At 65.2% G+C, this 14,266-nt stretch carries 12 protein-coding genes; 3 read left to right on the top strand and 9 right to left on the bottom strand.

Translation table 11 applies throughout. From position 1 onward, the window contains the following. Positions 1-172 precede the first annotated feature (172 nt). The 5 genes from K6G35_RS22030 to K6G35_RS22010 all read right to left on the bottom strand — a co-directional run bounded on the left by K6G35_RS22030 (position 173) and on the right by K6G35_RS22010 (position 8,201). On the bottom strand, positions 173-3,298 hold the full coding sequence (locus tag K6G35_RS22030; protein ID WP_008642362.1) for an efflux RND transporter permease subunit: 3,126 nt from the start codon (positions 3,296-3,298) through the stop codon (positions 173-175). A 13-nt stretch (positions 3,299-3,311) separates the two neighbouring features. Next, positions 3,312-4,511 carry an efflux RND transporter periplasmic adaptor subunit gene (locus tag K6G35_RS22025; protein ID WP_052018045.1) on the bottom strand — a complete coding sequence of 400 codons (1,200 nt, stop codon included), beginning with the start codon at positions 4,509-4,511 and terminating at the stop codon, positions 3,312-3,314. A gap of 1 nt (position 4,512) precedes the next feature. Further along, positions 4,513-5,850: a TolC family protein gene (locus K6G35_RS22020; protein WP_051705536.1), complete on the bottom strand. Its 1,338-nt coding sequence runs from the start codon at positions 5,848-5,850 to the stop codon at positions 4,513-4,515. A gap of 335 nt (positions 5,851-6,185) precedes the next feature. Beyond that, a complete protein-coding gene (locus tag K6G35_RS22015; protein WP_495677095.1) occupies positions 6,186-7,016 on the bottom strand; it encodes an HpcH/HpaI aldolase/citrate lyase family protein in 831 nt (276 codons plus the stop codon). 12 nt (positions 7,017-7,028) lie between these two features. Beyond that, positions 7,029-8,201, bottom strand: a complete 1,173-nt coding sequence (locus tag K6G35_RS22010) for a CaiB/BaiF CoA transferase family protein (protein ID WP_008651514.1) — start codon at positions 8,199-8,201, stop codon at positions 7,029-7,031. 143 nt (positions 8,202-8,344) lie between these two features. Between K6G35_RS22010 and K6G35_RS22005 the strand changes: the two genes are divergently transcribed. The 3 genes from K6G35_RS22005 to K6G35_RS21995 all read left to right on the top strand — a co-directional run bounded on the left by K6G35_RS22005 (position 8,345) and on the right by K6G35_RS21995 (position 11,362). After that, complete coding sequence (locus K6G35_RS22005; RefSeq protein ID WP_008651513.1) at positions 8,345-9,283, top strand: LysR substrate-binding domain-containing protein; 939 nt, start codon at positions 8,345-8,347, stop codon at positions 9,281-9,283. A gap of 196 nt (positions 9,284-9,479) precedes the next feature. Next, positions 9,480-10,448 (top strand): Bug family tripartite tricarboxylate transporter substrate binding protein, encoded by a 969-nt coding sequence (locus K6G35_RS22000; protein WP_017511503.1) that lies wholly within the window; start codon positions 9,480-9,482, stop codon positions 10,446-10,448. Between the two features lie 149 nt (positions 10,449-10,597). Continuing rightward, on the top strand, positions 10,598-11,362 hold the full coding sequence (locus K6G35_RS21995) for a sulfite exporter TauE/SafE family protein (protein ID WP_008651511.1): 765 nt from the start codon (positions 10,598-10,600) through the stop codon (positions 11,360-11,362). A 123-nt stretch (positions 11,363-11,485) separates the two neighbouring features. Here K6G35_RS21995 and K6G35_RS21990 read toward each other — a convergent pair whose 3' ends face one another. The 4 genes from K6G35_RS21990 to K6G35_RS21975 form a co-directional block, all read right to left on the bottom strand. Then, on the bottom strand, positions 11,486-12,172 hold the full coding sequence (locus tag K6G35_RS21990; RefSeq protein WP_495677094.1) for an RES family NAD+ phosphorylase: 687 nt from the start codon (positions 12,170-12,172) through the stop codon (positions 11,486-11,488). A 20-nt stretch (positions 12,173-12,192) separates the two neighbouring features. After that, positions 12,193-12,750 (bottom strand): hypothetical protein, encoded by a 558-nt coding sequence (locus K6G35_RS21985; RefSeq protein WP_495677093.1) that lies wholly within the window; start codon positions 12,748-12,750, stop codon positions 12,193-12,195. 172 nt (positions 12,751-12,922) lie between these two features. After that, positions 12,923-13,513, bottom strand: coding sequence for an HD domain-containing protein (locus K6G35_RS21980; protein ID WP_008651508.1), 591 nt, complete (start codon positions 13,511-13,513; stop codon positions 12,923-12,925). Between the two features lie 80 nt (positions 13,514-13,593). Then, on the bottom strand, positions 13,594-14,208 hold the full coding sequence (locus K6G35_RS21975; RefSeq protein WP_008651507.1) for a DUF938 domain-containing protein: 615 nt from the start codon (positions 14,206-14,208) through the stop codon (positions 13,594-13,596). Positions 14,209-14,266 lie beyond the last annotated feature (58 nt).

The raw sequence follows: 14,266 nt of genomic DNA, 5'->3' as shown, positions 1-14,266 counted from the left end.
CCGAACAGGCGCTTGCCAGCCAACTCGGCTGAGTGAGGAATCATATCGTTTTACTGAACGATTTCCTCGTTGCTATCGACAGGCGGGAAGCCAAATCGTCCTTCCACCGAGTCAAGCTATGGCTCATAAAAAAACCGGGGCCAGAGCCCCGGTTTTTTCTACGTCCCGACTGTCAACTTGCTACATGCTCAGGCAACCGGCCGTCATCCCTGCCGCTCGTGTCCGGCTCGTCCGGCCATGAGCGGCCAACCATCCATTCGTAGAGCGTGGGCAGCACGATCAGCGTCAGCAGCGTGGCCGTAATCAGGCCACCGATGATCACGATCGCCAGCGGCCGCTGCGTTTCCGAGCCGATGGCGCGCGAGATCGCCATCGGGAACAAGCCCAGCATGGCCAGCATCGCGGTCATCAACACGGTGCGCAGACGATCCATCGAGCCGGTCAGCACGGCCTGGCGCACTGGCATGCCTTCGTCGCGCAACTGGTTGAAGTAGGTCACCATCACCACGCCGTTCAGCACGGCCTGCCCGAACAGCGCGATGAAGCCAATTGCCGCCGAGACCGACAGCGGAATGCCGGTCAGGAACAGCGCGAACACACCACCGATCAGCGCGAACGGAATGTTCGAGATGATCAGCGCCGCGCTCTTGAACGACTGGAACGCGTTGAACAGCAGCAGGAAGATCAGCAGCACCGACAGCGGCACCACGATCGACAGGCGCGCCATCGCGCGTTCCTGGTTCTCGAACTCGCCCGACCAACTGATCTTGACGTCCTCGGCATTGACGTTCTTCTTCACCAGATCCTGCATGTCCTTCACCACGCTACCCATGTCGCGGTCGTGGATGAAGATACCGATCGACGTGGTGCGCTGACCGTTCTCGCGGCTGATGTTCATCGCGCCCGAAGCGGCCCGGAACGTCACCAGCTGCGACAGCGGCACCTGCGCGCCATCGGCGGTCTGCATGAAGATGTTCGGCAGGTTCGGAAGTTCGCGCTCGCCCGGCTTCAGGCGTACCACCACGCTGAAGTGCTTCTCGCCTTCCCACAGCTCCGTTGCGGCCTTGCCGCCGAGCGCGCTTTCCATCAGGTCCTGCACGTCAGCCACGTTGATGCCGTAGCGGGCAGCCTGGGCGCGATCAAAATCAAGCACGTACTGCGGCAGTTCGCCGTCACGGTCGATAAACGCGCGCATCACGCCGCGTACCGACTGCACGTTGGCCAGGATCTGATCCGCCACCTTCTTGTTGTGCTCGAGGCTGTCGCTCTGCACCTTGATCACGATCTGGCCCTTGATCTGCGAGATGCTCTCCAGGATGTTGTCGCGCACCGGCTGCGAGAAGTTAGGCTCGATGCCCGGCATCTTGCGCAGGTTGCGATTGATTTCCTCGATGATCTTGCGCTTGTCGAAGCCAGCGCGCCATGCCTTGTCGCTCTTCAGGTCGACCAGGATTTCCACGGTGTTGATCAACTTCGGATCGGTGCCGTCGTCGGGACGGCCCACCTTGGAAATCGTCGTGTTGACCTCGGGCGTGGTGCGAATCACGTTGCGCAGCAGACGCGCCTGATCGCGTGCCTCGTCCAGCGACACCGAGGCCGGCAAGTCGAAGCTGACCCACATCGAGCCTTCGTCGAGTTCGGGCAGGAATTCGCTGCCCAGGAACTTGCCCACGCCGACGGTGGCCACCAGCAGGCCCACGGCGATGGCCACGACCTTCTTCTTGTTCTCGAGCGCCCACGCCAGCATCGGCTCATAGAGGCGCTTGCACTGGCGCACCACGAAATTGTCCTCGTGCGCGATGTTCTTCTTGAGCAGCAGGTGGCACAGCAGCGGCACCACGGTCAGCGAGACGATCAGCGAGCCGACCAGCGCGCCCGTCACCGTGTACGCCATCGGCGCGAAGATCTTTCCTTCGTGACGCTGCAGCGTGAAGATCGGGATGTGCGCGGCGATGATGATGATCATCGAGAACACGGTCGGACGCCCCACCTCTGTCGTGGCCTGAAGGATCGCGTGCATCCGCGCCTTGTTGTCCTTGATCTGCTGTTCCTTGAGTTCGCCCAGCCGCTTGAAGATGTTCTCGACGACGATCACCGCGCCGTCGACGATGATGCCGAAGTCCATCGCCCCCAGCGACAGCAGGTTGGCCGGAATACCCACCCAGGTCAGGCCGATGAACGTCGACAGCAACGCCAGCGGGATCACCAGCGCCACGATCGCCGCCGCGCGCACGTTGGCCAGGAACAGGTACAGCACGGCCATCACCAGCAGCGCGCCCTCCACCAGGTTGCCGAACACCGTGTGCAGCGTCTTGTCGATCAACGTCGAGCGGTCGTAGTACGGCACCAGCTTCACGCCCTTTGGCAGAATCTGGTCGTCGAGCAGTTCGATCTTCTTCTTCAGCGCCTCGAGCACTATCGACGGGTTCTCGCCCTTGCGCATCACCACGATGCCCGAGACGATGTCGTCCTCGTCGTCCTGACCCATCAGGCCCTGCGGCGGCGCGGCGCCGATCTTGACCTCGGCAATGTCCTTGACCAGGATCGGCGTGCCGTTGTTCTCGGCCACCACCACGTTGGCGATGTCGGCCGAGCTACGGAAGCTGCCCAGCGAACGCAGCAGGTACTGCTGGCGTCCATGCGCCACCGAGCCGCCGCCGGCGTTCGAGTTGCCGCGCTGAAGCGCCGTGAACAGTTGCGACAGCGAGATCTTGCTGTCGCGCATGCGGCCCAGATTCGGGTTCACCTCGTACTGCTTGATCGAGCCGCCGATCGTGACCACGTCGGCCACGCCCGGCACCTGACGCAGATTCTTCTCCACGACCCAGTCCTGCAGCGTGCGCAGTTCCTGCGGCGTGTAGCCCTTGCCGCTCAGGCGGAAGCGATAGATCTCACCGATGGCAGTGGACAACGGCGCCAGTTCCGGCTGCACGCCGTCGGGCAGGTCAACGCTGCGCAGCCGTTCGATGATCTGCTGGCGCGCGACGATGTCGGTGGCCTTGTCATTGAAGGTCACCATCATGAACGACAGGCCGAACTGCGTATGCGAGAACACGCGCACCGAATTCGGCGTACCCGCCAGCGCGGTTTCGATCGGAATCGTGACCTGGCGCTCCACTTCCTCGGCGGCCCGGCCCGGGTACAGCGTGATCACGTTGACCTGGATGTCCGAGACGTCTGGGAACGCTTCGATCGGCAGGTTCTTGAAGGCGGCCAGGCCGCCCGCGACGAAGATGATCAGGCCAAGCCAGACAAACAGCTTCTGGTGCAGCGCGAAATTGACGATACGTGAAATCATGTGGCTGCCGTCCTTAATGCTTGGCAGCCGCACGCGCGGCGTTCACCGCGGTGGCATCGCGCAGGATGTCCTGCAGATAGAGATTGCCGTCGGTGATCACCACGTCGCCCTCTTTCAGGCCTTCCACCACCTCGGTCGTGCCCGGAATCGTCACGCCGAGCTTGACCTCGCGGCGCTCGAACCTGTTGGGCGTGGTGCGCACGAACACATAGTTCTTGTTATCGGCCAGGAACACGGCCTTCGACGGCACCGAGATCCCCTGGAACGACGCGGCCTGCATCTTCGCTGTAACGAACATCTCGGCCTTCAAGCGGCGGTCGGCGTTCGGCACGGACAGACGCACCTTGACGCTGCGCGACGACGGATCAACGTAATCCGCGATCTTGACCACAGTGCCCGTGAACGTCTCGCCGGGGTAGGCGGCGCTGGCAAGCTGCACGGTCACGCCGGGCCTGAAGTGGCCAAGGTCCGCCTCGGCGGCATCAAGCTGCGCCCACAGCGTGGTGGGATCGGTAATCAGGTACAGCGGCGCGGTGGGCGGCTGGTCGGGACGCAGTTCCATCCCCGGATTGATATTGCGCTCGACCACCAGGCCGTCGATCGGGCTGCGCAGCGCGAAACGCTGGTTCACGCCGTCATTGCCGGAAGCGCCGTACATGCGCAGCGCTGCCTGCGTGCGCTGCTGGTCAGCCGCGGCGCGGGCGTTGTCCGCCTGCGCCTGCTCCAGATCCTTCTGGGCGATGATGCCGGCCTCATACAACTCGCGCTGGCGCGCCAGCGCCTTCGACGCCACGGCGCTATCCGCGGACGCCTTGCGGGCATCGGCCTGGGCCGAGCCAAAATCGGGCGACGTCAGCATCGCCAGCGGCTGGCCGGCCTTCACCGTGACGCCGGGCTGCACCAGGATTTCCATCACACGGCCAGCGAATGGCGAAGCCACGCGCACCGTCTTGTCCTCGTTCCAGACCAGGCGGCCGGGCATGCTCAACATGCGATCGCCGCCGCTCTTGACCGGCTGGCCGACGACGCCGGGCAGCGACTTGACGTTCGCCGGATACTCGATGACCTGACCAGCCACCTTCGGCTCGTCATCGTTCTCGGGCGCTTCCTTCTTGCCGCAGGCGCCCAGCGTAAGCACGCACAGTGACAGCACAGCCGCCAGACGCGCGGCGCCGGCACGGGTGAAGCGGGAATCGCGGGAGATGAGCGGCATATCAGGGATGCGATGCATCGGTTCGAACCTGGGGAAGCTTGTTGATATCGGAAGTGGTGGCCTGCAGGGCGGCGCGGTACGCGGCCATGGCCTTGGCGAAGCTGCCCTGCACGTCGACGGCGTCCAGGCGCGTCTGACGCAGCGCGCGGCGCGCGTCGAGCAGGTCGAGCACGCCAGTGGCACCCTTCGTATAGGCGAACTCGGCACTCTGCGCGACGTTCTCCGCCGCCGGCAGCACGGCGGTCTGCATCTGCTGCAGCGACGCGCGCGCCGACTCAAGCTGGCTGCGCAGCCGTTCGATGTCGTTCTGCGCGGCCAGCAAGATACGGTTGCGGTCGTCGAGCGCGGCGTAGTAGTCCACCTCGGCACGGCGCGCTTCACCGCCGAAGCTGTGGCGCACGAACAGCGGAATCGAAATGAACACGCCGTAGCTGTTGCCGCTGCCGGTGGTATTGGCCTCGGAAACCGGATAGTGCTCGTACTGGGCGCCGACGGTCACGTCGGGCACGCGGCCGGCACGCGCCAGGTCACGCGCCGAGGCGGCGGCGGCCAGCCGGGCTTCGGCGGCCGTCACATCCGGGCGGCGCTGCAGCACCTCAGGATCGACTGGCGGCACCGGGGCATCGAGCGCAGGCCAGTCCGGCACGAGCCGGTTGTCCAACAGCGTGCCCGGAAGACCGATTGTGGCGGCCAGTGCTGCTTTGCTGGTGGCATAGTCCGACTGGGCGGCGCGAAGGTCACTCTGGGCCCGCAGCGTTTCGAGCTGGAGCTTGGTCACATCGGCGCGTGCCACGTCACCAGCCTTGAGCCGTGCCTCGTTCGCTTGTTGAGTCTTGCCATAGAGACCGACGGTTTCGGTCAGCACCTCTACCCGGCTCTGGCTGGCTACCGCGTCGTACCACGACTGTTCCACGGCACTGACCTGCTGGGCCACCACCGCCTGCGTCTGCTCGCCGGCGGCGGCGCTGGCCTTGCGGGCCGCGTCGGTACGCAGGTTGCCCTTGTTGGCGGTCTCGATCACCTGGTCGACGCGCACCGTCGAGTCCACGGTCTTGCTGCGCCAGTTGCCGGCACCTACACCAAGATTCGGGTTGATATTGGCCACGCCCAGGCTCAGGACCGGGTTCGGGCGTTGGGAAGCAATCTGGATGTCGGCCTGGCTGGCTTCCTCGCCACGACGGGCCGAGATGATGTCGCGGTTGCAGCGCAGCGCGTCAAGACGTGCCTGCGCCAGGGTCAGCGCGGCCTTTGCCGGCGGCGGCGTGCAGGGGCCATCTGGAGGCATGGGTCCGCTGGCGGCTTGCCCGGCCGAGGCGGCAATGGAGCCCACGGAGGCCATGGCCAGCAACGTCGCCACGGCGACTCGGGAAACAGAAGAATGCACGGTCAGTCTGGCTCGTTTCGACGTGATCGGAAGTTAATTAACGATCATGTCCGCCAAACGGTGCACCGGGAAGACAGCTTTATTGTCTTAGGCCCAGGACATTCATCTTCGTGTTCTCCCGCATAGCGTGCATGATCTCGCGCGCCTATTCAGCCTGAACATCATTACAAATACCTTTCACACCGATGGCAAACCGGCGGGTTTTGCAGCAATCCCACGCTCAGGGAAAACACGCATTGGCGCTCCATTGACACCCCATCGGCGCCAATTCGGGGGGGCCGAAAGCGTCGTCAGACGCCACCCGCCGCGACGATACGCTGTGCGCGTTCGAGCACTGGACGATCGACCATCTTCCCGTCGACGGCGATCGCAGCGCCCTGCGCGGCGGCCGCCTGCTCGACCACACGACGCGCCCAGGCCAGTTCTTCGGCCGATGGCGCCAGGGCGGCATGGACACCCCCCACCTGATTCGGATGAATCAGCAGTTTGGCCCCAAACCCGAAACGCCGTGCCCGCGCGGTATCGGCGGCCAGCGCGTCGGCATCGCCGATGGCCGTGCAGACACCGTCGACCGGCGCCGGCAGTCCGGCCGCCCGGGAATGCATGACCAGTTCGCTACGGAAATGGTGGAGCGGCGCGTCGTCGTCACCCACATCGAGATCGAACATCAGGTCGATGCTGCCGAACAGCAGTCGCGATACGCCTGGCGCGCGCGCCACATGGGCCAGATCGGCAAACCCGGCCGCGCTCTCCAGCAAGGCGCAGCACGGCGTCTCGGGCAGATCGGCACGCAGCGCGGCCAGCGCCGCCTTGTCGGCCTTGGGCAGCACGATCTCGCGAACGCCGCATGCGCGGCAGAAGCCCACGTCTTCGGCAAAGTGCGAGGTGTCGGCACCATTGATGCGGAGCAGCAATGCTACGCCAGCGGCATCCGCCTGGGCCTGCAAGTCGCGCCAGGGCTCGGCCAGGCCGGCCCGCGCCGCCGCCTTGGCATCCGGCGCCACTGCGTCCTCGAGATCGACGATCACGGCGTCGGCGCCAGCCGCGATGGCCTTGCCAATGCGCTCCGGACGCGATGCCGGAACGAACAGATAACTGCGCGGCACTCGGGTGCTTGTCATCGCCCGCCTCCGTCAGACCACGCCGTCGGCATGAAGCCGGGCGATTTGTTCGGCGGTGCAGCCGGTCTCGGCAAGGATCGCGTCCGTATGCTCGCCTACCGCCGGAACCGGGTCCATGCGCGCGTCGGTCATGCCGGGCGGCAGCAGGGCCGGGATCTGCCCTGCTGGGGTATCGACGGTGCGCCAGCGCTTGCGGGCCGCCAGTTGCGGGTGCGCCCAGACGTCGGCCATCGTGTTGACATTGGCGTTGGCGATCTTTGCTTCCTCCAGCCGCTCCACCACCTGCGCGGCGGTCAGCCGCCCGAACGCCTCGACGATGCGGGCACGCAGTTGCGCGCGGTTGGCGCTGCGCAGGCTGTTAGTGGCAAACGCCGCGTGGGTGGCCAGATCCGGCTCCTGGAGCACCACCTTGCAGAACACCGCCCATTCGCGTTCGTTCTGCAAACCAAGCATCACGGTCTTGCCGTCGCCGGTCGGGAACGGTCCGTACGGGTAGATCGTGGCGTGCGACGCCCCGGCGCGCGGCGGCGGTTCGGCGCCATCGAACGCGTAGTACATCGGGAAATTCATCCACTCGACCATCGATTCGAGCATCGACACGTCGATATGCTTGCCGCGGCCGGTCTGGCCCCGCTCGATCAGCGCGGCCAGCACGTTGCTGTATGCGTACATGCCGGCGGCGATGTCCGCCACCGAGGCGCCGGCCTTCACGCCCTCTTCCGGCGTGCCAGTGACCGACACGAAGCCCGATTCGCTCTGCACCAACAGGTCATAGGCTTTCTTGTCGCGATAGGGACCATCGCCGCCGTAGCCGGAGATATCGCAGACGATCAGGCGTGGAAAGCGCTTCGACAGCGTCTCGTAGTCCAGCCCGAGGCGGGTCGACGCGCCCGGCGCCAGGTTCTGGATCAGCACATCGGTCTTGGCCAGCAGGGCCTCCAGCACCGGGGCGGCGGCAGGTGCCTTGACGTCGAGCGTCAGGCTTTCCTTCGAACGGTTGGTCCAGACGAAGTGGGACGACAGCCCGCGCACGCGGCCGTCATAGGCACGCGCGAAATCGCCCGGGCCAGGCCGCTCGATCTTGATGACGCGCGCGCCGAGATCGGCCAATTGACGGGTGCAGAACGGCGCGGCGATGGCCTGCTCGAGCGAAACGACGGTGATGCCTTCAAGGGGTCGGGACATGACGGTGTCTTGGGTAGGTAGCGCAATGCCGCCAATCTACCCGCCTGCCTCCGACCTGTGAAATAGGGATTGCAGAAGGCTCCATAAGTAGAATCAATAGCCTGCACCCCCGGTGCGTCCCCCATGCACCCTCTGGAGAACCCATGGACATCCGTGCCATGCGCTATTTTGTGGCCATCGTCGACCAAGGCAGCCTGACCCGCGCCGCCGAGGTCGTCTGCGTGGCGCAGCCCGCGCTGTCGCAGCAGCTTGCCACGCTGGAAGACGAATTCGGCGTGCCATTGGTGCACCGCAGCGCGAAAGGCGTGCGGCCCACCGAAGCCGGAAAAACGCTTTACCGTCACATGCGCAATATCCTGCGACAGGTGGAAATCGCGGGCGCCGACGTGCGCGTGGCCGGCGCCGAGGTCTCGGGCACCGTGGCCATCGGCCTGCCCACCACGGCTGCAGCGGCCTTCGGCATGGCGCTGATACGCACCGTGCGCCAGCGCTACCCGCAGGTCCGGCTGCAACTCTTTGAAAGCATGAGCGGATATATCTCCGAGCTGCTGAACCAGAACCGGCTCGACTTCGCCATCCTGTTTCGCGACACGCCATCGCGCGCGGTGGAGCCGGAGCCGCTGGCCAGCGAACCGCTCTACCTGATCGGCACGCCACCCGTGACCGCGCCGCGCCCGGGCAAACGGGGCGGCGCCACGGCGGATACGGTCCCGCTCAAGGCGCTCGACGGTATCCCGCTGGTCCTGCCAAGCGGCTCGCAGGGGTTGCGCGAGGTGGTCGAGCGCACGTTTGCCAAAGCCGGCATGAACCTGAATGTGGTGGCCGATCTCGATTCCCTGCCTTTCCTGCTGGCGTCCGCCCGGGAAGGATTGGCCTGCACGATACTGCCAGCGTCGTCGCTTGGCGATGGCGATGCGGCCGTGCCTCGGCGGCTGATCGTTCCGGAACTCCGACGCACGCTGTCCCTGTGCTGGCCGCGCGCGCTGCCGCGCTCGAATGCGGCCGAGGCGGTGGCCGATGTGTTGCGGGAGATAGTCGGAGAACGGATTGCCCTGGGCGGGTCGCTGGCGCCAGCGGGTTGATGGGAGCGGCGACTCCTGGTGTCGGCGTATGGGTGGATGGGTGGATGGCCGGCCCGCCGCGCCCGGTCCGATAAGAAAACCTTATGCCCATAGTCACCGATTGAATTTCTCCTTGGCGGATGGCTCCGCTAGAGTGGGCGCCACATTAGCGGGCCTCCAAGTGCATGGGCCCGCCAGAAGCCACCGAGGAGACATCATGCTTCGTACAATCCGCGCCATCGCCGGTATCGCCATGGCCCTGTCCGTTGTCGGCCACGCCCAAGCCGACACCTATCCGTCCAAGCCGATCCAGATGATCGTGCCGCAGGCGCCGGGCGGCACCAACGACATCGTCGCCCGACTGGTGGCGGCCGACCTGTCGCAACGCCTTGGCCAGCAGGTAGTGGTGGAAAACCGCCCGGGCGCTGGCGGCAACATTGGCACCCAGACGGCGGCCCGCTCCGCGCCGGATGGCTACACGCTGCTGATGACCATCAGCAGCACGCAGGCCATCAACCCGTCGCTCTACCGCTCGATTCCGTTCGACCCGATCAAGGACTTCGAGCCGATCGCCCCGGTAGCTACCGTACCGAACGTGCTGGTGGTCAACCCCGCCTTCCCGGCCAAGTCGATGTCGGAACTGATCGCGATGGCCAAGGCCAAGCCCGACTACTACCGCTTTGCCTCCGCCGGCAACGGCACGCTGAACCATCTGCTGGGTGAGATGCTGAACAGCATGGCGGCCATCAAGCTCGAGCACGTGCCGTACAAGGGCGTCGCCCCGGCGCTCAATGACGTGCTCGGCAACCAGGTGCCGATGGCCTTTGCCAGCCTGCCCTCCGTGCTGGCGCATATCAAGGCCGGCAAGGTCCGCGCCCTGGGCGTGAGCTCGGCCAAGCGCTCGCCGTTTGCCCCGGACATCCCCGCCATCAGCGAGACCGTGCCCGGCTATAGCGGCGACCTCTGGGTCGGCCTGTTCGCAGTGCGCGGCACGCCGAAGGATGTCACGCAGAAGCTTGCCGCCACGATGCAGACCGCGCTGGCCGACAAGACGCTCCGCGACAAGCTTGCTGCCCAGGGCGCCGAAGTGCTGACGGGCACGCCGCAACAGTTCTCCACCATGCTGCGCGGCGATATCGACAAATGGGCGAAGATCGTCAAGCAGTCTGGCGCGCAGGTCGACTGACCGCGTCGGTCAGGAGTCGGCACCTGCGGGTGCCGGTCTTCCACCCGATCCGCCCGACGCACCACAGCCATGTATTACCCATGTCCGCGTATGATCGCGGACTTGCCTTTTCTGAAGGCCGCTTCTCGTAACCCCGCCCCCGATTCACCATGCCCGACCACTCGCTGCTGTCCGCCCTGCTCATCTTTGGACTCGGGGGACTCCTCGGCGGCGTGGGCGGCCTGTTTGGCATCGGCGGCGGCCTGATCGCCATCCCGGCCCTCGGCCTGCTCTATGGCATGGACCAGCAGCTCGCACAGGGCACCTCGCTGGTGATGATCGCGCCGAACGTACTGATCGGATTCTGGCAATACCGCAAGCGCGCCGATATCGAGCTGAAGACAGCCATCGTGCTTGGCTTGTCTGCGGTGCTTGCCACCTACGCTTCCGCAAAGTTCGCCACGTCGATCGACCCGGCACTGCTACGGCGCATCTTCGCCATTTTCATGATCGGCCTGGCACTGTACTTCCTGTGGCGACTCCTGCCGGGCCGCGCCACCACACAACCGCATGCACGCCTGTCTCCCTCGTGGATTCCCGCCGTGGGCGTGGTCGGCGGCGCGTTCTCCGGATTCTTCAGCGTCGGCGGTGGCGTGGTAGCCGCCCCCGCGCTTGTGGGGCTGTTCGGGATGCGCCAGGCCGCCGCACAGGGCCTGGCTCTGGCACTGGTCACCCCCGGCGCGGTTGTCGCGCTGTTCACCTATGCCAACGCCGGCCACGTCGACTGGTACAGCGGCATCCCGCTCTCGCTGGGCGGCATGCTGACGATCTCATGGGGCGTGGCCCTTGCCCACCGTATGCCGGAACGCAAACTGCGCGCGGCGTTCGCGCTGTGCTTGATCGCAACGGCGGTGGTGATGCTGGTGCGGGGGTGAGTCGCACCGGCGCAGCCTAGTGCGCTGTAGAGGCGCTATCAAAATGAATCTGGCGTCATTGCGCGGCCTCGCCGTACTACTTGTACTGCCTGCGGCCGCGCGTCTAACCAGTACCGCTTCGCTTCATTTTGATAGCGCCTTGGGCAGTCGACACGGATCGTCGAGAAGCTCACCGTATATGGGCAAGTCCCCGAAACGTGCCGTATCGATCGTTACCGATTCTCTCCACCTGCCAAGATGGCGGGAATGAACCGCGAGTGCGGCATGGTTGCGAAGGCGCCTTGATGGATAGCGAATGCCAATCGCACCTGTCCGATTGAAAAGCGCTTCGAGAACATGGTGCATCTCCAGACCGAAATGCCTGCACCATTGATAGTCTGGGTCTGACAACCGATCATAGATTCCGAGTCTGGCGGCTGTCGTCCCGCCAATCTCGAGGAAATTCAGATCCGACTTCAGCCGCATGGTGACCAGGAGGCCGTCACTGGCAGCCTCGTTGAGTCTGAAGGCGCCCGGAAATCTCTCGACCTTCTCGCAAAACCGCCCCTCCCATATCGCGGTGTAGGCATCTTCCGCGACATACAGCCAATGGAAAGGAAAGCGGCCCGCCGCCTGCCTGCAACTGGCCGGCGGCCCCCATCGGTGGGTACGCGTCGCGAAATCGGGCAGCGCCGTCGCCGCGTTCCAGGCAGCTCTGGTCAGCAACATCCCACGGCTCAGCGTGCAAACGCTCGACGCCATCACATCCATGACCAATCCACGCGGCGGCATCTGTGCCGCGACGTCTGCCGGCATATCGGTGGCGCGCAAGGACAACTCCAGATCGCACCTCACGGGCCGGCTCGCAGCAACCGGGAGGGGAGCAGCTCTAGTGCCGCCATGACCGTTGCCTGACGTTCGGCATCGGACCGTCGCAGATGATGCACCTGACCGATCGACACCGACCCTCGGGTACAAAGCAGCCTTCCGCATAGCACTTCAGCCGGAGTGAGATCATTCAACTCTTCGTAGGCGATCATCCAGAAAAAGGGATCTTCACCTGACGGCTCGTTGCGGAGCGCCATGATGATCGGCGTGATCAGGGCCGGCGCAGGCGGCACGAACTGCCAGGCCGGAAGTATTGTGGGCATTCCGGCGGGATCGTAGCCCTCGGCGTAGAAGTGGCCCGCCTCGATGGCGCGATGCAACTCGAAAGGCGTCAGGTTCACGAGTCCTTGCGCCGAAACCTCCGCGACCGTCAGATGGCCAATCGGCAGCCGGCTGGACCCGAGCACGGCACACGGGGAGTCCGAAAATGGCAGTTGGCCGGGGCGGCCACCTTGGCGCAGCCTGCTGTGCGTATTGGCTTTTGGCAGAGGCTGCAAGCCTGCCATGGGATCGAGATACATGCTGAACCTCCGGTGCAGTGACGTGACGAGGACAGCTTATGCAATGGCCCGACAGGGCTCAATCACTGCAACGGCGAAAGCGCAATCCGACACGGATTCACAGCATTGTGTGGCTACCGCCCCTCACCCTGCGTATGCACACTCGGCGCCCGCGGTTTACACCCCACCCACGTCACCCTTCCCGAGGCTTCTGAAAATGCTCGCGCACAAGCCTCGCCGCTTCTTCCCAAAGCACTGGCGAGCCGCGCTCGATCGGCGGGCCGTAACGTGCCATGGCCTGTTCTTCGGTGACGTCGCACTCCACCCAGCTACCGCCCCCGGTCGCTGCGTTGTGGAGTAACGGCTGCAGACGGTCCAGCGATTTCGCGAACCGTGCGTCGTCGCTCTCCCCCGCTTCGAACTCGGACCACAGGCTCCGGAACTCCGCTGCCTGCGCGGCCGGCAGCAGCGAGAAGATCCGTTCTGCCGCCTGTTCCTCCAGCGCCGCCTGACCGGCTCTCGCCGCCGGGTCGTGAAACGGCACGTCGCCTGCGTCGATTTCGACGATGTCGTGGATGAGCAGCATCTTCACCACGCGCAGGGCGTCGACAGGTGCCGCCGCATGTTCCGACAGGACGAGGGCATACATGGCCAGGTGCCACGAATGTTCCGCGCTGTTCTCCCGGCGTGACTGATTGATAAGCGGCGTCATCCGGACGACGCTCTTCAACAGGTCGATTTCCCGGAGGAAGGAAAGCTGGCGTTCCAGGTTGGACAGGTTCACGTTGAATGCAGATAGACAGTGTTTCGCGGCGAAGTTTAGCAGCCCTACCGGGCCGCTCGGGGCAGTGCGCCAGCCGCCGCTCACGCCTGCCTGCGAAACACCAGGCTGAAGTTGTTGGCCGGCATCTGAATCGGGGCATCGCACGTCAGGCCGTGCGTCGTGCCGAGTGCGATCACGGCTTCCATGTCGCGCACGCCCCAGTCTGGATCGGCCGAGTGCAACTGGCGGTCGAACACCTCGTTGCTTGGCGCCGTATGCGCGCCTTCGCGGCGGTAGGGGCCATAGAGGTACAACACGCCGCCCGGCGCCAATCGCCTGCCCGCGCCCTCGAACAGCGCCTCGGCCGCCGCCCACGGCGCGATGTGGATCATGTTGATGCAGACGATGGCGTCCACGGCATCGATGCCCCACGGTTCCTGGCGAACGTCGATGGCAAGGGGTGGGAGAACGTTCTGGACCTGCGTATGTTCGGTCCAGGCAGCAATCGACTCGCGGTGCGTCACATCCAGATCGCTCGGCTGCCACGTCAAACCCGGAAGCGCCGCCGCAAAATGCACGGCGTGCTGCCCGGTGCCGCTGGCGATTTCCAGTACCGTGCCCGATCGCGGCAGTACGTTGCGCAGCACGGCCAGGATCGGCTCGCGGTTGCGGTCGGTGGCGGGCGCCATGCGGCGCGCGGTCGGATCAGCGGTCATGGGGTTTCTCGTGGAGCTGCCACCCGGTCGGATGCCAAGCGCGCAGCCCACAGGGTAG

The organism is Cupriavidus sp. HY129, from assembly GCF_059492215.1.
The sequence above is the reverse complement of the archived record's forward strand: the minus strand, read 5'-3'. Positions and strand labels throughout refer to the sequence as shown.